The organism is Sphingomonas sp. (assembly GCF_035998645.1).
GTDB lineage: Bacteria > Pseudomonadota > Alphaproteobacteria > Sphingomonadales > Sphingomonadaceae > Sphingomonas.
This window is the reverse complement of record NZ_DASYHL010000002.1, coordinates 356,740-376,433: the sequence shown is the minus strand read 5'-3', so window position 1 is coordinate 376,433 and position 19,694 is coordinate 356,740. Positions and strand designations below refer to the sequence as shown.

Genomic DNA, 19,694 nt, shown 5'->3' with positions numbered 1-19,694 from the left:
TTTGTCGCAAAATTGTGCCACTGCGAAGGCGAAGTTGGAGTTGAATTGAGCTGCGCTGAATTGCTGCACCGGCCCGCTCCCCCACCCGGCCACCCAGTGACAGTGTATTCTATGGGTGGCCGGGTGGGGGAGCGGGCCGGTGCCGTACCCAGATGCTAATCGAATCGCGCCTTGGAGATCTGCGAAATGCGGCAGGCAAGGTCCGCCTCACCGCTCGCGACGATGTAGGTGTCGCCGGCATCGGCGATCCCGGTTGTGAACACGACCGGCGCGGGCAGATAGCGGCGCTCGCCGATGCCATCGGTCAGCGCAGGGAATTCCTCCAGCAACGGCGCCCCATCCTCCTGCCGCAGCACGACCGTTGGATCATCGCGGTCCAGCAGCGCCCAGAAGGTGCGATAGGCGCCGATCGCCGCGCGCTGTTCAACCCCATGATAGAGCATCAGCCAGCCCTGTGGCGTCAGCACCGGCGGCGTTCCCCCGCCCATCCGCGTATTCGTGCTGGTCCCGCGCCGCGCACGCAGGCCTGGCGCGTCGAGCGGCTTCCAGTGCAGCGCATCGGGCGACTGGGCGAGCTGGATCGCAGGCCCGCCCGTATAGGGGCTGTCGGGCGGAGGCGCGAACCACGCTTCGCCGAGCGGGCGGGTCAGCGCCATGAACTTTCCGCCGACCTTGCCCTCGAACAGGCACATATCCTTGTTCTGGTGATCGAGGACGATCCCCTCGCAGCGATAGTCGAGCCCGTTCACCGAGCGATAAAGCGCAGTGCATTGCCGCTCGTCCGACACCGCGCACACCGTCATGTACCACGCCCCGCCGATCAGGCTGATCCGCGCATCCTCAATCCCCAGCGCCATGAACGACGCCGAGGGTTCGATCGCCTTGTCGTAATGCACCTTCACGACGCTGCGCCCGTCACCCGAAATCTCGACCGGCAACAACCAGGACAGCGAGGTCAGACCCGACAGGCGCGGGCGGGACTCGCGCAGGCGAAAGGTGCGCGGATCGTCCATCTCGATCCCGTCGAGCGGATAGCGGTCGAGCACATAGCCGGCGGGGGTCCAGCGGATCGCGCGGGCATGGCCATCGACCACCGGCTGCGTCAGCGCCTCGGCCACGCGCACCATCAGCAACAGATTGCCGCCGGGCAGCCGGGTCAGGCCGGGGTTAAACGCGCCAAGCACATAGGTGCCGGCATCGAGCGACCGGCGCAGCGGGGAGCGCGACAGATCGACATCGTCAGGCGTGAAGATCAGCGTGTCGTCGATCATGCCTACGCCCCTTTGCACCCCGCCCATCGCCCAGCGCGCCGCGCCTTACTCGGTTCCCGGCATATCCTGCATCCCGGCATGGTGGCGAATCACTTCATCGATGATGAAGCGCAGGAACTTCTCCGAAAATTCGGGATCGAGATCGGCTTGCGCCGCCAGGTCACGCAGCCGCGCGATCTGTCGTTCCTCGCGTGCCGGGTCGGCGGGGGGCAGGTTGGTCTCGGCCTTGAACCGGCCGACCGCCTGGGTGATCTGGAACCGTTCGGCGAGCAGGAAGACCAACGCCGCGTCGATCCGGTCGATGCTCTGGCGATAGCGTTGCAGCGTTTCGTCGCTCATGTTCCTGCCCTTTGGTTGCCAAATCCGCCGCTACCGCGCCTTCTTGCCGCGCTTTCCTCCCCGCGCAACCCTCAACGCTTGCCTTTACGGCAACTTGCCGCCATCGCGTCGCCATGAGCGCGACCATCCATCGCATCGGCCGCAGCGCCGAACCCTCGCTCGAGCCGATGATCGCGCTGGTTGCGGGTGACATGAACCATGTCAATTCGGTGATCCTCGACCGCATGCAGTCGCAAATCCCGTTGATCCCGGAACTTGCGGGGCACCTGATCGCGGGCGGCGGCAAGCGCATGCGCCCGATGCTGACGCTGGCGAGCGCGCGGCTGCTCGATTATCCGGGCAACCGGCACTATCGCCTCGCAGCGGCGGTGGAGTTCATCCACACCGCGACCCTACTCCATGACGATGTCGTCGATGGCAGCGATATGCGCCGCGGCAAGCGCACCGCCAACCTCATCTGGGGCAATCCGGCGAGCGTGCTGGTCGGCGACTTCCTGTTCAGCCGCAGCTTCGAACTGATGGTCGAGGATGGCAGCCTGAAGGTCCTGAAGATCCTGTCCAACGCCAGCGCGGTGATCGCGGAGGGCGAGGTCAACCAACTCACCGCAGCGCGCCGGATCGACCTGGACGAAGGGCGCTATCTCGACATCATCGGCGCCAAGACTGCTGCGCTATTCGCCGCCGCGTGCCGCATTGCCGCCGTGGTCGCGGAACGCAGCGAGGCGGACGAGGCCGCGCTCGACGCCTATGGCCGCAACCTCGGCATTGCATTCCAGCTGGTCGACGATGCGATCGACTATGTTTCCGACGCCGGGACGATGGGCAAGGACGCAGGCGACGATTTCCGCGAGGGCAAGATGACGCTGCCCGTCATCCTCGCTTATGCGCGCGGCAATGACGAAGAGCGGGCGTTCTGGCGTGAAGCGGTGCTGGGTCGCCGCAACGACGATAACGACTTCGCCCATGCGATCGAACTGGTCCGATCCAGCCGTGCGGTCGACGACACGCTCGCCCGCGCGCGCCATTACGGCCAGCGCGCGATCGACGCGATCGGCGGCTTCCCGGCCAGCGCGGCGAAGGATGCGATGATCGAAGCGGTCGAGTTCGCGGTCGCGCGGGCGTATTGAAGGGGCATCTCCCCTCCCTGAAAGGGAGGGGTTTGGGAGGGTTTAGCAGCAGGCGAGGCTCGACGCCTCGACTGCTGCTTTTTTGCCGACCGGGTTTGACTCTTTGGAGGGCGCAGACGCGCGCACCCTCCCCTAGCCCCTCCCTTTCAGGGAGGGGAAAGCGGGATTCAATCCTCGACCGGCTCGTCCGCGTCGTCATCGACGCCGAGCGCGTCTTCCTCGTCCGTGTCCAGTGCTTCGCCGATGGCGTCGGCGATCAGGTCGAGCTGTTCGAAGCTCGCCGTCAGTTCGATCGTCTCGCCATCCTCATCCTCGAAATTGAGCAGATAATCGCCCTTGCCGTCCGCTGCGACCGTGAAGCTCGAAACCGTGCGTGCCATGCTGTGTCTCCTTTTCCATCCGCCGCAACGCGCGCCACGCGATCCGGTGCCATCGCGGCTTCAAGCATCGCGTCGAATTGCGTAGGGCGGGGCGGTGAGCGACCTGCCGATCCATGCCGTCCTACCCGATTTGCTCGCCGCCTTGCGTGGCCTGAGCAACGCCGTGCTGGTCGCGCCGCCGGGGGCGGGGAAAACCACGGCGGTCGCCCCCGCGCTGCTCGCCGAGCCTTGGTGCGACGGCGAAATCCTGCTGCTGTCCCCCCGCCGCCTCGCCGCGCGCGCCGCCGCCGAGCGCATGGCCGCGCTGGCGGGCGAGAAGGTCGGCGGTACCTTTGGCTACGCCACGCGGATGGATACGCGGCGCTCGGCGGCGACGCGGGTGACGGTCGTGACCGAGGGGATTTTCGTCAACCGCATCCAGGCCGATCCCGAACTGGCCGGGGTCAGCGCGGTGCTGTTCGACGAGGTGCATGAACGCAGCCTCGACAGCGATTTTGGACTGGCGCTGGCGCTGGACGCGCAGGGAGCGCTGCGCCCGGACCTGCGGCTGGTCGCGATGTCGGCGACGTTGGACGGTGCGCGGTTCTCCGCGCTCATGGACGGCGCGCCGGTGATCGAGAGCGAAGGGCGCAGCTATCCGCTGGAGCTGCGCCATCTCGGCCGCCCGACCGAGGCGCGGATCGACGAACCCGTCGCCGCCGCGATCCGCCAGGCATTGCGCGAGGCGGAGGGCGGCATCCTCGCCTTCCTGCCCGGTGTCGCCGAGATCGAGCGCACCGCCGAACGGCTGGGCGAGGTGCCCGGTGCGGTGGTTCACAAGCTGCACGGCAGCCTCGACCCCGGTGCGCAGCGCGCGGCCATCGCCCCCGACCCGACCGGGCGGCGCAAGATCGTGCTGGCGACGTCGATCGCTGAAACCTCGCTGACACTGGACGGCATCCGGGTGGTGGTGGATTGCGGGCTGGCGCGTCGCCCGCGCTATGACCGCGCGGCGGGGATGACGCGGCTCGTCACCGAACGCGCGAGCCAGGCTTCGGCGACACAGCGCGCGGGCCGCGCCGCGCGGCAGGGGCCGGGCACCGCCTACCGCCTGTGGGAAGCGGCGGCGACGGCAGGACTGCCGCCATACGACCCACCCGAGATATTGGAGGCTGACCTGTCGGCGCTGACGCTCGACTGCGCGTTATGGGGCGTCGCCGATCCGCGCGAACTGCGCTGGCTCGATCCGCCGCCGGCCGCTGCGGTGGCCGAGGCGCGGGCGCGGCTGACCACCCTCGACGCGCTCGACGCCGACGGGCGCCCCACCGCGCATGGCAAGGCGATCGCCGCGCTCCCGCTCCCGCCCCGGCTAGGTCATATGCTGGTGCGCGCGGGCGAGCTGGGCATGGCGACGACCGCCGCGCGGGTCGCGGTGCTGCTCGGCGAGCGTGGTTTGGGCGGGAACGACGCCGATCTCGAATCGCGGATGCGTCGCTGGCGTGGCGAGCGCGGACAGCGCGCCGAGGCGGGGTGGAAGCTGGCCGAGCGCTGGGCCAAGCTCGCTCCGGCAGCGCCCGCCAGCACCGAGCCCGGCGCCGAACAGGTCGCCCTGTGCATCGCCCTCGCCTTCCCCGACCGCATCGCGCGTCGCCGTGACGCGTCGGGCGAGACCTGGGCATCGGCGGGCGGGCGCGGGTTCAAGCTCGATCCGACCAGCGCGCTCGCACGCAATGAATGGCTCGCGGTCGCCGAGACACAGGGGATGGCGGCAGGCGCGCGAGTCCTCTCCGCCGCCCCGCTCGACGCGGCACAGATCGACACCCTGTTCGCCGACCGGATCGAAACGCGCCGCCATGTCCGCTTCGACCCCGCGACCGGCCGGGTCGAGGCGACGCGCGAACGGCGGCTGGGCGCGATCCGCCTGTCCTCCGGCCCCGACAGCGCCGCTGATCCGGATGAGATCGCCACCGCGCTGTTAGAAGGGGTGCGCGCGCATGGCGTGGCGCTGCTGCCATGGTCTGACACGGCACAGGCGCTGCGGACGCGCGCCGCTTATGCCGGGCTAGACGCGCTCGCGGACGCCGCCCTGATCGCCGATCTCGACGACTGGCTGCCCCAGTTGCTCGCGGGCAAGCGTCGACTCGACGCGATTTCGGGCGAAGGACTGACGCAAGCGCTCCAGAATCGGATCGGCTGGGACGGGCAAAAGAGCCTCGACCGCCTCGCCCCGGCGCGGCTGGAGACCCCCGCCGGCTCGAGCCACGCGATCGATTATGCCGCTGAGGGCGGGCCGAGCGTCGAGGTGCGGGTGCAGGCGCTGTTCGGCCTCGCCGCGCATCCGATGCTGGGCGATGGCACGCCGCTCGTACTGTCACTCACCTCCCCCGCCGGGCGACCAATCCAGACCACCCGCGATCTGCCCGGATTCTGGAAAGGCAGCTGGGCCGATGTCGCCAAGGAAATGCGCGGCCGCTACCCGCGTCACCCGTGGCCCGACGATCCCGCCGCCGCCAATGCGACACTGCGCACGAAAAATGCGGATGCACGGCGCGGAAGATCGGGCTAAAGGACAAGCCATGTCGACCGCACGCATCTATCAGCGCCCGAAGAACGCCATGCAGTCGGGCCGCGCCCGCACCGATCGCTGGGTGCTCGAATTCGAATCGAATGAGAAGCAGCGCCCCGACCCGCTGACCGGCTGGGCCGGATCGGGTGACACCCGCGCGCAGCTGCGGCTGAACTTCCCGACGCTGGAAGCAGCCAAGGACTATGCCGCGCGCGAAGGGATCGACGTGCATGTCGTCCCCGCGCCGGTGAAGACGCTCAAGCTGCAGGCCTACGCCGACAATTTCCGGTAAGCTGCGTCTGCTTTTCTCGTCGTCCCGGCCTTGAGCCGGGACAGGGCTTCTTCTTCGTCGCTCAAAGCAGCCCAGCCCCGGGTCAAGCCCGGGGCGACGATGGGTTGAGCAAGTCTGCGCCCAGCGCCAGCAGCAGTTTGACGTCGATCGCCATGCCGCCCGCGCGGCAGTCTGCGACGTAAGCGGGAACATCGGCCAGCTTCACGCGGTGGACGATGATGTTCTCGCCCTCCACGCCGCCGCCTTCGCCCACGCGCGTCAGCCCATGCGCGCGGACCAGCGTGAAGCTCTCGCTGACCATGCCCGGCGAGGAAAAGAACTCGCCGAGCGATTCGATGCGGGCGGCGCGATAGCCGGTTTCTTCCTCCAGCTCGCGCGCGGCAGCGGTTTCGTCCGCCTCGTCATCGCCGCCATCGCCGATCAGGCCCGCAGGCAGCTCAAGGCAGCGGCGACCGAGCGGCACGCGATATTGCTCGACCAGCAGCAGATGCCCCTCATCGTCCACGGCGACGATCACCGCCGCGCGGATGCCGCGCGCGCGCGACACATATTCCCAGCGGCCCTGGCGTTTGGCGGTAATGAACTTGCCCTGCCAGACCGTCTCGACCGGCGCGTCGCTGTCGGGTGCGCTCACAGCTCGATCAGCCGATCCGGCAGCTCGTTGGCGTCACCTTCCGTCTTCGGGAAATGCGTCGTCAGCACCGCGCCGATCCGCGTGACCGCATCGGCCATGCCGCCTGCCGGGTCGCCCGCGCGCACCTTGTCGACAAACGCGACCATCGCCTCGCCCCACACGCCGTCCTCGACCTTCGCCAGAATCGCTTCATCGGCGATGATCTCGGCGCGATGCTCGGCCAGGCTGACATAGAGCAGCACGCCGACGCGTTCGGCGGTGCGTTTCTCCGCGCTCGCCTTGAAGAATTGCACCGCGCGCCGCCGCACGCGCCGTCCGCGTACCGCACCGGGGATCAGCACGCCGCGCCCCGGCAGCGCCTCGAACCCGAAGCGGACGGCGAGGAAGATCACCGCCTGCACCACCACCAGCAGCGCAAGCTGAAGGTGCCGCTCCGCCTCGCCCCAGCCGCCGGTGAACAGCGCCAGCTTGGCGTCGAGCAGGTCGGGGAAGAAGGCGAACAGCCCGAGCGCCGCGAGCATCGCTGCGCCAGCATAATAGAGCGAGACGTCGTGATAATGATCGGACCAGTCGGTGACAATGGTCACGATCTCGCCGTCCGTACCGCGCTCGGCCGCTGCCACTGCAGCGGTGACGCGGGCGTGTTCCTCAGCGGTAAATCGCCGTGCCATCACCATCCCCCCGATGCGCCACCGCCACCGAATCCACCGCCACCGCCGGAGAAACCTCCGCCGCCGCCAAAGCCGCCGCCGCCTCCACCCCAGGAGCCGCCACCGCCGCCCCAGGACGATCCGCCGCCGTCACCAAAGCCCGGGCCCCAGATCACCACCGGCGCACGCCCACGGCGATATTTCTTGCCGCGCGCCGCACCGATCACGATCGGCAGCACGACCATCAGCAGGATCACGACCCAGAAGATCAGCACGAACGGCCCCGCGCCGCCCTTCTTGCGCGACTTGCCGCTGTCGATCAGCTGCTTGGCGCGCGCTTCGGCGGCTTCGAGCGGGAGTTTCAGCTGTTCGTTGATCGCGGCGGCACCCGCCATGATCCCGCCGGGCATGTCCTTGTCCTTGAAGCGCGGGATGATCGTGTCGCGGACAATCATCCCCGACAGTGCGTCGGTCATGATCGGCTCAAGGCCGTAACCGACCTCGATTCGCACTTTGCGCTCGTTGGGCGCGACCAGCAGGATGATGCCGTTATCGGCGTCTTTCTGCCCAATCTGCCACGCGCGGCCAAGTTTGTAGCCGAAATCCTCAATCGGATAGCCCTGAAGGTCCGGCACGGTAGCGACCACCAGCTGTCGCCCGGTCGCCTTCTCGGTCGCCTCCGACATCGCGGTCAGTTCTGCCTCCTGCGCGGGACTGAGCAGCTCCGCCGCATCGACCACCCGCCCGGTCAGCTTGGGAAAGGTCTGCGCCGACGCCGCCTGCCCCGCGAACGCGGCGAGCAGCAGCGCCAGAACCAGATGCACGAACCTCATGGTGTTGCTCCCGGCACGATTATGTGTGGCGACATGCCGCCCGCCCCGAAGAGAGCGAGCGGCAGGAAGCGGTGCGCGATCAGTTGCTGTTCCCGAAGTCCACCTTGGGCGCGGTGTCGGCGCCCGGGGTGGTTGCCTGGAACGGCGCCATCGGCTTGGCACCGTAGAAGATCTTGGCACCGATCGCGTCGGGGAAGGTGCGGATGGTGGTGTTATAGCTCTGCACCGCTTCGTTATAATCGCGGCGGGCGATCCCGATGCGGTTCTCCGTCCCCTCCAGCTGCGTCATCAGCGTGGCGTAATTGGCCTGACTGCGCAGTTCCGGATAGGCCTCCTGCAGCCGCTGGAGCGACAGGGTCACGCCCGCCTGCACGCGGTCATAGGCGGCGAGCTTGTCGGGATCGGTCAGGTCGGCATCGCTGACGCGCACCTGCGTCGCGGCGGCGCGCGCCTGCGTCACTTCGACCAGAACCGCCTTTTCCTGGGCGCCGGCAGCCTTCACCGTCTGAACAAGATTGGGGATCAGGTCGGCGCGGCGCTGATACTGATTCTGCACCTCCGCCCATTTCGCCTTGGCAGTTTCCTCGGCAGTCGGAACGCTGTTCAAACCGCAGGCGGACAGCATGGCCGCTGCAACCAGCGCGGCAACCAGACGAAGCTTCATCGCGATCAGTCCCTCAAAGTGTGTCGCATCCATACGACACCGCGAATCTAGGGACCGCTTGGGCGCTGCGCAATGGAAACCCGACATTTGCAGCAACGCCGCCCAATGCGCTAACCATGCCGCACACGCTCTGGGGGACATCAATGCTCAAGGAATTCCGGACTTTCATCGCTCGCGGCAATGTGCTCGACCTCGCCGTCGGCGTCATCATCGGCGCGGCGTTCGGGACGATCACGAAATCGCTGACCGACGACATCATCATGCCGGTGGTCGGCTGGATTTTCGGCGGGTTCGATTTCTCGAGCTACTTCATCCGGCTGGGGCCGATCCCCGCGACCTATACCGGCGCGCCGACCAACTATGCCGCGCTCAAGGAAGCGGGCGTGCCGTTGTTCGGCTTTGGCCAGTTCATCACCGTGGCGATCAACTTCCTGATCCTCGCCTTCATCGTCTTCCTGCTGGTCCGCTCGGTCAACAAGCTGCTGGCGAAGGCCGAGAAGGAAAAGGCCGAAGGCACCGCCGCACCCGCCGCCGATCCGGCCGATGTCGTGCTGCTGCGCGAAATCCGCGACGAGCTGAAGAAGCGGAACGGCTAGGGATTACTCCCATCCGTTTGCCCTGAGCCTGTCGAAGGGCCGCTTGCGCCTGCCATCGTGAGGGTGGGGAAGGTGCTTCGACAAGCTCAGCACAAACGGGCATTTGTGCGCTCAGCGGCCAGCCTCAGGCCGCTGCCATGTCCTCTGCGGTAGCATCCGCAAGGCTGGTGCCGTCGAGGATACGTGCGGTTTCGTCGCGCACACGCGCCATCGCGTTGCGGATCGCACACGCCGCCTCGTCCTTGCAGTCGAGGCAGGGGCGGTAGGCGGTGCGGCTGACGCAGGGGACCAGCGCCAACGGGCCTTCAATCACGCGGATGATTTCGCCCAGCGAGATCAGGTGGTTGGCGCGGGCAAGGCGGTATCCGCCCATCTTGCCGCGCGTCGACAGGATGAACCCCGCCTCCCGCAGATCGGCAAGGATCAGTTCGAGGAATTTGCGCGGGACATTCGCTTCAGCCGCGATCCGCGTCATCGGCGTCGGAGCGCCGTCCCGCGGCTGTTTTGCCAGAAACAGCATCGCGCGCAAGGCGTAACGGGAACGCTGGGTAAGCATGGCACGTTCTTTGCGCGCGGTTTATGGCCTTCACAAGGCCAAAACCCACTCTTTTCATTCGGATTTGGCGTCCCTATATCGGTTGTGCCGGGTTCGCCCGGCTATGACGATAAATTGTGGCGTGCAATAGACGCAGCGGACCCGGGGGCAGTACCCGGCGGCTCCACCATAAGGTGGTGTTTCTGGACACCGTTTCTGACGGGGCCGAACCAGGATCGACGTGTGTTGAAAAGCGTTTCTTTCGTTCGGAATGGGACCACCGTGACGGCCCATACTCACAAGTGCCAACGATAACGAAGCACTCGCTATTGCGGCCTAACCCCAAGTCCTAACGGATTAAGGTTAGACTAAAATGCGCGGTTGGACCGCACCGGGCAACAGAAGCGGATTCCAGCGGTACGGGGGGCACCGGGCAACAGAAGCTCCCCACTTACTTGCCTCTCGCGAGCCGTTCTTCCTCGACGCTGAACGCGGTGCGCCCCTTGCTCAGAGGCGGAGTCGCTGTGGCGAAGAAGGCAACGCCCTTGCCGGTCGCGCGGTCGATCCACAGGCCTGAGCGCAGCCCGTAAGCCTCCCCGGCATGACCGATCCGGGTGCGCCCATCGCCGAACAGATCATCGTCGCAATCCGCACGTCCCGTCGGCAGCGTCGTCACCGCCAGACCATATTGGCAGTAGAAGCCGCCGGTGGTGTCGCCATTCGCGCCGTCATATTGCCACTGCGCCCACGCCATCGCCGCGATCGATTCACGCGTGAGGAAGCTGCCATCATTCTTCAGCAGCATGCTGCCGATCACCGCCAGATCGCGCATCGACGCGCGCAGGCCGCCCTGCGGCGAGAACAGCGCACCATTCTCCCCCAGCCGATATCCGGCCAGATCGCAACCATCCTTCGCGATCACCGGGCAATCGGGACGCTTGCCCCCCAGATCGTCGAGCGCGACCTCCCCGCTCGCGCGGTAGAGCACGACATGGCGCGCAATCTTGGCGTCCGAACAGGTGGACCAGTTGAAGCACGCGTCCAGCTTGAGCGGCGCGAGCACCAGCCGCTGCATCAGCGTATCGAACCGCTCGCCGCCCGCTTTCTCCATCACGCTGGCGATCACTGGAAAGGCGACGTTGGAATAGCGGAAATAGCTGCCCGGCGCGTGCTGCGTATCCCATAAAGCCGGCCGCGCAATGACATCGGCAAGCCGCTCGCCGAGCGGCACGCGATATTCGTCCGGATCGATCAGCCCAGACTGGTGCGACAGCAGCTGGCGCAGCGTCACCGGGGCATCGGGAAAGGCCGGGTTACGCACCCGCCATCCAAGAACCTCCGACACGTCGCGGTCGAGATCGAGTTGCCCCGCCTCGACCATCCGCATCATCCCGAGCGCAACCACCAGCTTGGAGATGCTGGCGATCCTCACCGGATCGTCTGCGGTAACGCGGCGGCCCGTGGCGCGATCGGCAACCCCGCTCGCCCGCGCCGCCGTCACGCCGCTGGCGTCGAACCCCACCCGCACTTCGGCCGGGCCCGTTGTCGCGCAGCCCGCCAGCGCCGCCGCCGCGACCAGCGTGACCGCGCGCAACCTCATGCCTTCTTGCTCGCGATATAGCGGTCGACTTCCTCGCTCAGCACATTGAGCGGCACCGCGCCATTGGCCAGCACCACCTCATGGAAATCGCGGATGTCGAACCGGTCTCCCAGCGCGGTTTCGGCCTTCTTGCGCAGCTCGGCGATCTTGAGCTGGCCGATCATGTAGCTCGTCGCCTGCCCGGGATTGTTGATGTAGCGGTTGACCTCGCGCTCGATATCCGCCGCCGAAATCGACGAGTTCGCCTTGAAATACTCGATCGCCTGCTCGCGGCTCCACTTCTTGGCGTGCAGCCCGGTATCGGTCACCAGCCGGATCGCGCGCCACATCTGGAGCGAGAGCATGCCGAATTCCGAATAGGGGTCGGCATAGCCGCCCATCTCCTTCGCCAGCCGCTCGGTATAAAGGCCCCAGCCCTCGCTGTAGACGCTATACCCGCCGAAGCGGCGGAACTTGGGGAGCCCCTCCAGCTCCATCGCGCGCGCGATCTGGAAATGATGCCCCGGTGCGCCCTCATGTACCGCGATCCCCTCGAGCTGGATCTTCTGCACCTGATCCATATTGGCGAGGTTGACGTAATAGATGCCGGGCCGCGATCCGTCGGGCGCGGGGCGGTTGTAAAACGCGACCGACGCCGTCCCCTCGCGCCATTTCTCGACCGCGCGCACCTCCAGCTTTGCCTTGGGCAGGCGGTGGAACCAGCGCGGGGCGACGTCCATCATCTTCGCGATCACCGCGCGCGCTTCGGTCAGATAGGTTTCGCGACCGGCATCGGTGTTCGGATATTTGAACTTGGGGTCGGTGCGGATCGCGTCGAAGAAGGATTCGAGGCTGCCGGTGTACCCGACGCGCGCCTTGACCGCCTCCATCTCGGTGCGGATCGCGGCGACCTGATCGAGGCCGATCTGGTGGATCTGGTCGGCGGTCAGGTCGGTCGTGGTATTTTGCGCCAGCCGGTTGGCATAAAAGGCCGCGCCATTGGGCAGGCTCCACGCCCCGTCATTGCCCTTCGCGTTGGGCTCGATCTCGTCGAGCACCGCGAATAGCGTGTCGAAGCCACGCTTGAACGGCCCGGTCAGCGCCTTTTCAGCGTCGGCGATCAGCGCGGCCTTTTCGGCATCGGCGATGTCGAGGGCCGTCACCTTCTTGCGGAAATCGGCGAGCAATGTGCTGTCCTCGCCGGGGCCGAAGGGCGCACCGGTGATGACCTTCGCCGCATCCTCACGCGCCGGCTTGAACACCATCTTGGGCGGAACGATGCCCTTCTTTGCCTGATCGCGCATCGTCGTTGCGACTTCACGCATCACCCGCTCGGTCTCGCCGATGCGGGCGATATAGGCGCGCGCGTCGGCCACGCTGGCGACGCGATGGTTGTTGATCAGGAACACCGGGATCTGCCCCGCCGGGCTGCCATTGGTCGACACCGGAAAGCCGTAATTGCGGAATTTGTAGGCCGCGCGCGACCGCTCGACCTGAGTTTCGAACAAGCGATAGCTCAACCGCGCCTGCGGTCCCAGCTTCGCGGGATCGAACTGCGCGCGCATCTGCTTGAGCGTCGCCTCGGCAATCGCCATCCGCTTCGCACCCTCGGCACGGCTATAATCGTCGAGCTTGTCGTAATTCGTCTTGAGGCCCAGCGCGGTCTGGCTTTCCGGGCTCAGCGCGACATTGGCGTCGAACGCGGCATCAAGGAACGCGTTGAGCCGGGCGTCCTCCGCCCGGGTATCGGCAACGGCAGCTTGCGGCTGGGGCGCCGCGTTCGAGACGAGCGCAGGGGCGGCAACGCCGGCGAGCAGAAGGGGAAGTGCAAGACGCAGGGTCACGGGCGGTTCCTGAGCGGGAGAAACGGGATGCCCAACGCTATCGCCTGTTGCCGAGCCGGGCAAACGACATGCCAAGAAAAAGGGCCCCGGTTTCCCGGAGCCCTTCTTGTTTCTGCGATCGGCGAAGCGATCAGTCGTCGGTGCCGCCGGTCAGGAAAGCGGGGAGGCCGATATTCTCGCCGCCCTCATCCTTCGATTCCGAACGCGCCGGACGGTCGTTGCGGTCGCCACGGTCGCGGCGCGGGCCACGATCGCGCTCGCCGCCACGCTCACCGCCACGGCCGCCTTCGCGACGACGGTCGCCGCCGCGGCCGCCTTCGCGGTCGCCGCGCTCACCACCACGGCCACCTTCACGCGGCTCGCGCGCCGGACGGGTGTCCTCCAGCTCGGCACCGGTTTCCTGATCGACGACGCGCATCGACAGGCGCACCTTGCCGCGCTGGTCGATCTCGAGGACCTTGACCTTGACTTCCTGGCCTTCGCTCAGAACGTCGCTGACCTTCTCGACGCGCTCGTTGCGGATTTCGCTGACGTGGACGAGACCGTCCTTGCCGCCCATGAAATTCACGAACGCACCGAAATCAACGAGGTTGACGACCTTGCCGTTATAGACCTTGCCGACCTCGGCCTCTTCGACGATGCCCTTGATCCAGTTCATCGCGGCTGCGATCTGGCTGACGTCGGACGAGCTGACCTTGATCACACCCTCGTCGTCAATGTCGACCTTGGCGCCGGTGGTCGCGACGATCTCACGGATCACCTTGCCGCCGGTGCCGATGACGTCGCGGATCTTCGACTTGTCGATCTGCATCGTCTCGATACGCGGAGCATGCGCCGACAGCTCGGTGCGGGTTTCGCCCAGCGCCTTGGCCATTTCGCCCAGGATGTGCGCGCGGCCTTCCTTGGCCTGTGCCAGCGCGACGCGCATGATCTCGTCGGTGATGCCGGCGACCTTGATGTCCATCTGCATCGTGGTGATGCCTTCGGACGTGCCGGCAACCTTGAAGTCCATGTCGCCGAGGTGATCCTCGTCACCCAGAATGTCGGACAGGATCGCGAAATCCTTGCCTTCCAGGATCAGGCCCATGGCGATGCCCGACACCGGACGCTTGAGCGGAACGCCCGCGTCCATCATCGACAGCGAACCGCCGCACACGGTCGCCATCGACGACGAGCCGTTCGACTCGGTGATGTCCGACAGAACGCGGATCGTGTAGGGGAACTCGTCCTTGCTCGGCAGCACCGGGTGCAGCGCGCGCCATGCCAGCTTGCCATGGCCGACTTCACGACGGCCCGGCGCGCCGAAGCGGCCGACTTCACCGACCGAATAGGGCGGGAAGTTATAGTGCAGCATGAAGTTCGAGTAGGACAGGCCATCCAGCCCGTCGATCATCTGCTCGGCGTCCTTGGTGCCCAGCGTGGTGGTGCAGATCGACTGCGTCTCGCCACGCGTGAACAGCGCCGAACCATGCGCGCGGGGCAGGAAATGCACCATCGCTTCGATCGGACGGATCTGGGTGGTCGAGCGACCGTCGATGCGGGTGCCGTCCTTGAGGATGGCGCCGCGGACGATCTCCGCCTCCAGCTTCTTCATCAGCTTGCCAGCGGCCATCTGGTCCTGCGGCGCCGCATCGGCGAAGGCGGCCTTGCCCTTGGCGCGGGCTTCGTTGAGCATGTTCGAGCGCTTGGACTTGTCGACCACCTTATAGGCGGCGGCGATGTCCTTGCCGATCAGCTTCTTGAGCTTGTCCTTGGCAGCCGACAGGTCAGCCTGCTCGGCCATTTCCCACGGATCCTTCGCGGCCTGCTCGGCCAGGTCGATGATCGCGTTGACGGCCTGCTTGCATGCCTTGTGCGCGAACTGGACGGCGCCCAGCATGACCTCTTCCGACAGCTCCTTGGCTTCGGATTCGACCATCATCACGGCGTTGCCGGTGGCGGCGACGACCAGGTCCAGATCGCCTGCGGCAACCTGCTCGGTGGTCGGGTTGAGGACGTATTCGCCATCGACATAGCCGACGCGCGCGGCACCGATCGGGCCCATGAACGGCACGCCCGAAATGGTGAGGGCAGCCGATGCCGCGACCATCGCCAGAATGTCCGGCTCATTCTCGCCGTCATAGGACAGCACCTGGCAGATCACGTTGATCTCGTTGTAGAACCCTTCCGGGAACAACGGACGGATCGGGCGGTCGATCAGGCGGCTGGTCAGCGTTTCCTTTTCGGTCGCGCCGCGCTCACGCTTGAAGAAGCCACCGGGAATGCGGCCGGCGGCCGAGAATTTTTCCTGATAGTGCACGGTGAGCGGGAAGAAATCCTGCCCTTCCTTCACCGACTTGGCGGCGGTGACGGCGCACAGCACCACGGTTTCGCCGAGCGTCGCCATCACGGCGCCATCGGCCTGACGGGCAACCTGCCCGGTTTCGAGTGTCAGGGTTTGTCCGCCCCACTCGATCGATACGGTCTTCTTGTCGAACATCTGATTTCCTTTGGACCGGGCGCCCAATGCGCCCGGGGCCTGTGTGCAAGCTGTCCGGCTTGCGCGGTGCGGGGTGACGTCACCCCTGGTGCGGGTCGGTGGCCGAATTGCCGGTGACCCAGGTTCCGGGCACATGCCCGAAATGGCAAAAAGGCGACCCGAAGGCCGCCTTTCCGGTTACTTGCGAAGCCCGAGCTTCGCGATGAGGGCGGTGTAGCGATCCCCGTCCGTCTTGCGGAGGTAGTCGAGGAGGCTGCGGCGCTTGTTGACCATCATCAGCAGGCCGCGACGCGAATGGTTATCCTTCGCATGGCCCTTGAAGTGTGCGGTCAGGTTGACGATGCGCTCGGTCAGGATCGCGATCTGGACTTCGGGGCTGCCGGTATCGCCTTCGGCGCGGCCATGTTCCTTGGTCAGTTCTGCCTTGCGCTCGGTCGTGATCGTCATGTGTTTTCCTTCGACATCATTCTACAGGTTGAAGCCGCGCACGACACGAACGTTTCCGTCCGAAACCTCGACCAGCGCGACCGGCGTTTCGCCGTCCAGCGCAAAGTGTTGGCCATCATTCGCGGCAATCCCGGTCAGCACTTTCCCCTGACGGAGAGCCCCTGCCTGACCGGGTTCGAGGAGTAGAGCCGGGATGTCGTCCAGCCCCGCCCTCAGCGGCAGGAGGCAATGTTCAAGGTCGCGCGCCTTACCGGATTCGGACAGTTTGTCCAGCGATATCGCGGATTCGAGGGTGAACGGCCCCGCCTTTACCCGCCGCAACATGGTGACATGTCCCACGCTGCCGAGCGCCAATGCGATGTCGCGCGCGAGGCTGCGGATATAGGTGCCCTTCGACACATGTGCCGTCAGCGTAGCCGATTCGCCGTCGGTCTCGCCCAGCGTCAGCGCATGGATCGTCACCGCGCGGGTCGCCAGCGTCACGACCTCACCCTTGCGCGCGCGGTCATAGGCGCGCTCGCCGTCGACCTTGAGCGCCGAATAAGCTGGCGGCATCTGGTCGATCGGGCCGGTGAAGCGCGGCAGGATCGCCGCAATCTGGTCGCGCGTCGGTCGCACATCGGACTCGGCGACGACCTTGCCCTCCAGATCGAGCGTGTCGGTCTCGACCCCGAAGCGGATCGTGAAGTCATACACCTTGTCGCTGTCGAGCATCCGCCCGGCAAGCTTGGTCGCCTCCCCCACCGCGATCGGCAGCACGCCGGTCGCCAGCGGGTCGAGCGTACCGCCATGCCCGACCTTGGGTAGGTCGCGCAGCTTTGGCCCATAGCCACTGTCACGCAACGCGCGCTTGACCGCGCTCACCCCCTGGGTCGAGCCAAGCCCGAGCGGCTTGTCGAGAATGATCCAGCCGTGCATCAGCCGGCGATCATCGCGGCGATCGCGAAATACCAGTCGCTCACCGCCTGTGCCGGGGGCAGAACGAGGCGCTCGACAATATTGGCGTCCGGCCAGATCGTCGGAACGACCAGCAGCAGGATGAACAGCAGCGGAAAGCCGAATTTGGCGAGCGACGCCCAGCGCGCGGCGAGCGCGGGCGGCAACAGTCCCTCGACGACATGCCCGCCATCGAACGGCGGCACCGGCAGCAGGTTGAACAGCGCCAGGAAGACGTTCACCGCGACGAAGTTGAACAGGTTCTCCGCCGCGAACGCGCCGGCCCCGCCAAGCTCGGCCTCGCCCGTGATCAAGAACAACAGGCCGATCAGCACCGCGCCGACGAGTGCGAGCAGCAGGTTCATGCCCGGCCCGGCCAGCGCCACCAGCACCATCCCGCTCCGTGGATTGCGAAGCCGCGCATAGTTTACGGGGACCGGCTTGGCCCAGCCGAACACCGGCATCTTGGTCACCGCGAGGATCAGCGGCAGGATCACCGTGCCGACCGGATCGACATGGCGCAGCGGGTTGAGCGACAGCCGCTTGCGCTCCGCCGCAGTGGGATCGCCCAGGGCGCGCGCGACCAGGCCATGCGCAACTTCGTGAAAGACGATCGCGATCACCAGCGGGATGATCCACACGGCGGCGCGATAGATGATGGAATCGGGGTTCATGCGGGCGATCTAGGCGCTGCCGGCCCGCTCCGCCAGCGATGCGTCGCCTTGCCGCCGCCCGCCCTGACCGAGCGGCAGCAAAGCGCGCTACCGGCCCGGCGAGCGCGCCCACCAACGGGACGTTTAGTCCGCTGCCGCCAGTGCTTCGGTAAAATGCCGCCGGCACAAAGCGACATAGCGGTCGTTCCCGCCAATCTCGGTCTGCGCGCCATCGGCGACCGCCCGCCCCGCGCCATCGACGCGCAGATTCATCGTCGCCTTGCGCCCGCACCGACACACCGACTTGATCTCGACCAGCGAGTCCGCCAGCGCCAGCAGCCGCGCCGATCCGGGGAACAGCGCTCCCCGAAAATCGGTACGCAAGCCGTAAGCGAGCACCGGAATGCCGAGCACATCGGCGACCGCAGCGAGTTGATCCACCTGCGCCGCGCTCAGAAACTGCGCCTCATCGACCAGCACGCAATGCACCGGGCCATGACCCATCTCACGTTCGACATGCAGCCGCAGGTCGGTATCGGCGGCAAAGGCGACCGCTGCAGTATCCAGCCCGATCCGCGACGCGATCCGCCCCGTCCCCGAGCGCTCATCCAGCGCCGCGGTGAACAGCAACGTCCGCATCCCGCGCTCGCGATAGTTGAAATCGGCCTGCAACAAGGTGGTCGATTTCCCCGCGTTCATCGAGGCGTAGTAGAAATAGAGCTTGGCCATGATTCCCCTGTTGCCGGGCGTTTTAGCCGAACTCGGTACGATTGACAGCCGCCGGTCGAGGGCAGAGGGTTGGGGCAGGGAGAGAGATTATGTGGCGTTGGTGCATTCCCGCTATTCTTGCATTGGCGCCGAGTGCCGCTGGCTCGCCCACAACCCAGCGCTACGCGGTCGAATCGCCCAGCTCAGCAACGGCGCAGGTCGCGTTTTTCGGCGTGGCGCGCCGACAGGCGCGGTTCCCCAGTGTCAGCGGTGCAGTGACGATCAACCCGGCAGACATGGCCCGCATCGCGATCGACGTCACGCTCGACGCAGCGGTGTTGACGGCCAGCGACGATCTTACGCGCGATCGGCTGCGCGGATCGGCGTTCTTTGACGTGAAGCGGACGCGGACCGTGCGCTTTGTCGGGGGCCAGATGCGGCTAACCGGCCCCGCCAGCGCCGTGGTCGCGGGAACATTGACTGCGCGCGGGGTATCCCGGCCGGTCACGCTGGACGTCAATTTTTCGCGACCGGTGGCACAGGCCGGTGCTGCGCCCGAACTTCGCCTGACCGGGCGCACCCGGATCGACCGGTCCGATTTCGGGATGACCAGCTATCGCCTTGTCGTCGGGCGCAAGGTGGATGTCGCGCTGGACATCACTCTGCGTCCGGCCGGCTGACCGGTTCAGTCGGTGGCGTCGTCGGCGGAAAGGTCGCGCGCCACCTTGGGATCGCGCAGCAGCAGTTCGATATGGCTGCCCTCATCGAAGCTCTCGTCCGCGAGGAATTTGAGTTTCGCGGCATATTTGAGCTTTACGCGGGCGGCGACCTCGCGCTGAAGATAGGCGGTGTTGGTACGCAGCGCCTTGATCACCGCCTCCTCTTCCTTGCCCAGCAGCGGCTTCACGAAGACGGTGGCGTGGCGCATGTCGGGCGACATGCGCACTTCGGTGACGCTGACCATATGCTTGGCCAACAGCTCGTCATGCACCTCCCCGCGCGCGAGGATGTCGGACAGGATATGGCGCACCTGTTCGCCCACGCGAAGCAGGCGGACGGAGCGGGTTTCGGGGGTGTCGTTGTGTTTCATGAACTCCCTCTCCCCTTCAGGGGAGAGGGCCGGGGAGAGGGGCAGTTCAAGACTGCCACCGTCCGGCTTAGGGACAGGCCCCTCTCCCAACC

Annotated in this window: 21 protein-coding genes and 1 other RNA gene; 6 read left to right on the top strand and 16 right to left on the bottom strand. The window is 66.4% G+C overall.

Annotation, left to right across the window (positions count from 1 at the left end):
- Nucleotides 1–155: 155 nt before the first annotated feature.
- Together VGN66_RS02060 and VGN66_RS02055 are read right to left on the bottom strand one after the other, a co-directional pair.
- Entirely contained in the window at nt 156–1,271 is a 1,116-nt protein-coding gene (locus VGN66_RS02060) for a glycosidase (RefSeq protein WP_327517193.1), read from the bottom strand.
- Between the two features lie 45 nt (nt 1,272–1,316).
- Nucleotides 1,317–1,610 carry a chorismate mutase gene (locus tag VGN66_RS02055; protein ID WP_327517192.1) on the bottom strand — a complete coding sequence of 98 codons (294 nt, stop codon included), beginning with the start codon at nt 1,608–1,610 and terminating at the stop codon, nt 1,317–1,319.
- A gap of 113 nt (nt 1,611–1,723) precedes the next feature.
- Here VGN66_RS02055 and VGN66_RS02050 point away from each other — a divergent pair, with 113 nt between their 5' ends.
- Nucleotides 1,724–2,737 carry a polyprenyl synthetase family protein gene (locus tag VGN66_RS02050; RefSeq protein ID WP_224921966.1) on the top strand — a complete coding sequence of 338 codons (1,014 nt, stop codon included), beginning with the start codon at nt 1,724–1,726 and terminating at the stop codon, nt 2,735–2,737.
- 167 nt (nt 2,738–2,904) lie between these two features.
- On the opposite strand, the gene VGN66_RS02045 is transcribed toward VGN66_RS02050, so the two are convergent.
- Nucleotides 2,905–3,117, bottom strand: coding sequence for a hypothetical protein (locus VGN66_RS02045; RefSeq protein WP_327517191.1), 213 nt, complete (start codon nt 3,115–3,117; stop codon nt 2,905–2,907).
- 94 nt (nt 3,118–3,211) lie between these two features.
- Between VGN66_RS02045 and hrpB the strand changes: the two genes are divergently transcribed.
- The gene (hrpB, locus tag VGN66_RS02040) at nt 3,212–5,662 is read left to right on the top strand and encodes an ATP-dependent helicase HrpB (RefSeq protein ID WP_327517190.1); all 2,451 of its coding nucleotides are present in this window, start codon (nt 3,212–3,214) and stop codon (nt 5,660–5,662) included.
- A gap of 10 nt (nt 5,663–5,672) precedes the next feature.
- A complete protein-coding gene (locus tag VGN66_RS02035; protein ID WP_294017647.1) occupies nt 5,673–5,954 on the top strand; it encodes an ETC complex I subunit in 282 nt (93 codons plus the stop codon).
- Between the two features lie 82 nt (nt 5,955–6,036).
- Here the strand turns inward: VGN66_RS02035 and VGN66_RS02030 are convergent, their stop codons facing one another.
- The 4 genes from VGN66_RS02030 to VGN66_RS02015 form a co-directional block, all read right to left on the bottom strand.
- Nucleotides 6,037–6,588, bottom strand: coding sequence for an NUDIX hydrolase (locus VGN66_RS02030; RefSeq protein ID WP_327517189.1), 552 nt, complete (start codon nt 6,586–6,588; stop codon nt 6,037–6,039).
- Nucleotides 6,585–7,259 (bottom strand): TPM domain-containing protein, encoded by a 675-nt coding sequence (locus tag VGN66_RS02025; protein ID WP_327517188.1) that lies wholly within the window; start codon nt 7,257–7,259, stop codon nt 6,585–6,587. Before VGN66_RS02025 ends, VGN66_RS02030 begins: the two co-directional genes overlap by 4 nt.
- Entirely contained in the window at nt 7,259–8,071 is an 813-nt protein-coding gene (locus VGN66_RS02020) for a TPM domain-containing protein (RefSeq protein WP_327517187.1), read from the bottom strand. The genes VGN66_RS02025 and VGN66_RS02020 overlap by 1 nt, the downstream gene beginning before the upstream one ends.
- A 79-nt stretch (nt 8,072–8,150) precedes the next feature.
- On the bottom strand, nt 8,151–8,735 hold the full coding sequence (locus VGN66_RS02015; RefSeq protein WP_327517186.1) for a LemA family protein: 585 nt from the start codon (nt 8,733–8,735) through the stop codon (nt 8,151–8,153).
- Nucleotides 8,736–8,878: 143 nt separating this feature from the next.
- Between VGN66_RS02015 and mscL the strand changes: the two genes are divergently transcribed.
- Nucleotides 8,879–9,331: a large conductance mechanosensitive channel protein MscL gene (gene mscL, locus VGN66_RS02010; protein WP_327517564.1), complete on the top strand. Its 453-nt coding sequence runs from the start codon at nt 8,879–8,881 to the stop codon at nt 9,329–9,331.
- 124 nt (nt 9,332–9,455) lie between these two features.
- Here the strand turns inward: mscL and VGN66_RS02005 are convergent, their stop codons facing one another.
- The gene (locus tag VGN66_RS02005; RefSeq protein WP_327517185.1) at nt 9,456–9,887 is read right to left on the bottom strand and encodes an Rrf2 family transcriptional regulator; all 432 of its coding nucleotides are present in this window, start codon (nt 9,885–9,887) and stop codon (nt 9,456–9,458) included.
- Nucleotides 9,888–9,934: 47 nt separating this feature from the next.
- Here VGN66_RS02005 and ssrA point away from each other — a divergent pair.
- Nucleotides 9,935–10,279, top strand: a transfer-messenger RNA (tmRNA) gene (ssrA, locus tag VGN66_RS02000).
- Between the two features lie 38 nt (nt 10,280–10,317).
- Here the strand turns inward: ssrA and VGN66_RS01995 are convergent.
- From VGN66_RS01995 to VGN66_RS01965, 7 genes are all read right to left on the bottom strand, one after another.
- Entirely contained in the window at nt 10,318–11,466 is a 1,149-nt protein-coding gene (locus VGN66_RS01995; RefSeq protein ID WP_327517184.1) for a serine hydrolase domain-containing protein, read from the bottom strand.
- Complete coding sequence (locus tag VGN66_RS01990) at nt 11,463–13,289, bottom strand: DUF885 domain-containing protein (RefSeq protein ID WP_327517183.1); 1,827 nt, start codon at nt 13,287–13,289, stop codon at nt 11,463–11,465. Before VGN66_RS01990 ends, VGN66_RS01995 begins: the two co-directional genes overlap by 4 nt.
- A gap of 130 nt (nt 13,290–13,419) precedes the next feature.
- The gene (gene pnp / locus VGN66_RS01985; protein ID WP_327517181.1) at nt 13,420–15,768 is read right to left on the bottom strand and encodes a polyribonucleotide nucleotidyltransferase; all 2,349 of its coding nucleotides are present in this window, start codon (nt 15,766–15,768) and stop codon (nt 13,420–13,422) included.
- 177 nt (nt 15,769–15,945) lie between these two features.
- A complete protein-coding gene (rpsO, locus tag VGN66_RS01980; protein WP_327517180.1) occupies nt 15,946–16,215 on the bottom strand; it encodes a 30S ribosomal protein S15 in 270 nt (89 codons plus the stop codon).
- A gap of 21 nt (nt 16,216–16,236) precedes the next feature.
- Nucleotides 16,237–17,133 carry a tRNA pseudouridine(55) synthase TruB gene (gene truB / locus VGN66_RS01975; protein ID WP_327517179.1) on the bottom strand — a complete coding sequence of 299 codons (897 nt, stop codon included), beginning with the start codon at nt 17,131–17,133 and terminating at the stop codon, nt 16,237–16,239.
- Nucleotides 17,133–17,825 carry a site-2 protease family protein gene (locus tag VGN66_RS01970; protein ID WP_327517178.1) on the bottom strand — a complete coding sequence of 231 codons (693 nt, stop codon included), beginning with the start codon at nt 17,823–17,825 and terminating at the stop codon, nt 17,133–17,135. The genes truB and VGN66_RS01970 overlap by 1 nt, the downstream gene beginning before the upstream one ends.
- A gap of 123 nt (nt 17,826–17,948) precedes the next feature.
- Nucleotides 17,949–18,533: a thymidine kinase gene (locus VGN66_RS01965; protein WP_327517177.1), complete on the bottom strand. Its 585-nt coding sequence runs from the start codon at nt 18,531–18,533 to the stop codon at nt 17,949–17,951.
- A 122-nt stretch (nt 18,534–18,655) separates the two neighbouring features.
- On the opposite strand from VGN66_RS01965, the gene VGN66_RS01960 reads away from it, so the two are divergent.
- On the top strand, nt 18,656–19,192 hold the full coding sequence (locus tag VGN66_RS01960; RefSeq protein WP_327517176.1) for a YceI family protein: 537 nt from the start codon (nt 18,656–18,658) through the stop codon (nt 19,190–19,192).
- A gap of 5 nt (nt 19,193–19,197) precedes the next feature.
- On the opposite strand, the gene rbfA is transcribed toward VGN66_RS01960, so the two are convergent.
- Nucleotides 19,198–19,602: a 30S ribosome-binding factor RbfA gene (gene rbfA, locus VGN66_RS01955; RefSeq protein WP_327517175.1), complete on the bottom strand. Its 405-nt coding sequence runs from the start codon at nt 19,600–19,602 to the stop codon at nt 19,198–19,200.
- Nucleotides 19,603–19,694: the final 92 nt, after the last annotated feature.

What these genes read in the sequence shown, in the direction of transcription:
- VGN66_RS02060 (WP_327517193.1), bottom strand. Translation starts at nt 1,271, where the DNA reads ATGATCGACGACACGCTGATCTTCACGCCTGACGATGTCGATCTGTCG.
- VGN66_RS02055 (WP_327517192.1), bottom strand. Translation starts at nt 1,610, where the DNA reads ATGAGCGACGAAACGCTGCAACGCTATCGCCAGAGCATCGACCGGATC.
- VGN66_RS02050 (WP_224921966.1), top strand. Translation starts at nt 1,724, where the DNA reads ATGAGCGCGACCATCCATCGCATCGGCCGCAGCGCCGAACCCTCGCTC.
- VGN66_RS02045 (WP_327517191.1), bottom strand. Translation starts at nt 3,117, where the DNA reads ATGGCACGCACGGTTTCGAGCTTCACGGTCGCAGCGGACGGCAAGGGC.
- VGN66_RS02035 (WP_294017647.1), top strand. Translation starts at nt 5,673, where the DNA reads ATGTCGACCGCACGCATCTATCAGCGCCCGAAGAACGCCATGCAGTCG.
- VGN66_RS02025 (WP_327517188.1), bottom strand. Translation starts at nt 7,259, where the DNA reads ATGGCACGGCGATTTACCGCTGAGGAACACGCCCGCGTCACCGCTGCA.
- VGN66_RS02020 (WP_327517187.1), bottom strand. Translation starts at nt 8,071, where the DNA reads ATGAGGTTCGTGCATCTGGTTCTGGCGCTGCTGCTCGCCGCGTTCGCG.
- VGN66_RS02015 (WP_327517186.1), bottom strand. Translation starts at nt 8,735, where the DNA reads ATGAAGCTTCGTCTGGTTGCCGCGCTGGTTGCAGCGGCCATGCTGTCC.
- mscL (WP_327517564.1), top strand. Translation starts at nt 8,879, where the DNA reads ATGCTCAAGGAATTCCGGACTTTCATCGCTCGCGGCAATGTGCTCGAC.
- VGN66_RS02005 (WP_327517185.1), bottom strand. Translation starts at nt 9,887, where the DNA reads ATGCTTACCCAGCGTTCCCGTTACGCCTTGCGCGCGATGCTGTTTCTG.
- VGN66_RS01995 (WP_327517184.1), bottom strand. Translation starts at nt 11,466, where the DNA reads ATGAGGTTGCGCGCGGTCACGCTGGTCGCGGCGGCGGCGCTGGCGGGC.
- pnp (WP_327517181.1), bottom strand. Translation starts at nt 15,768, where the DNA reads ATGTTCGACAAGAAGACCGTATCGATCGAGTGGGGCGGACAAACCCTG.
- rpsO (WP_327517180.1), bottom strand. Translation starts at nt 16,215, where the DNA reads ATGACGATCACGACCGAGCGCAAGGCAGAACTGACCAAGGAACATGGC.
- truB (WP_327517179.1), bottom strand. Translation starts at nt 17,133, where the DNA reads ATGCACGGCTGGATCATTCTCGACAAGCCGCTCGGGCTTGGCTCGACC.
- VGN66_RS01970 (WP_327517178.1), bottom strand. Translation starts at nt 17,825, where the DNA reads ATGAACCCCGATTCCATCATCTATCGCGCCGCCGTGTGGATCATCCCG.
- VGN66_RS01965 (WP_327517177.1), bottom strand. Translation starts at nt 18,533, where the DNA reads ATGGCCAAGCTCTATTTCTACTACGCCTCGATGAACGCGGGGAAATCG.
- rbfA (WP_327517175.1), bottom strand. Translation starts at nt 19,602, where the DNA reads ATGAAACACAACGACACCCCCGAAACCCGCTCCGTCCGCCTGCTTCGC.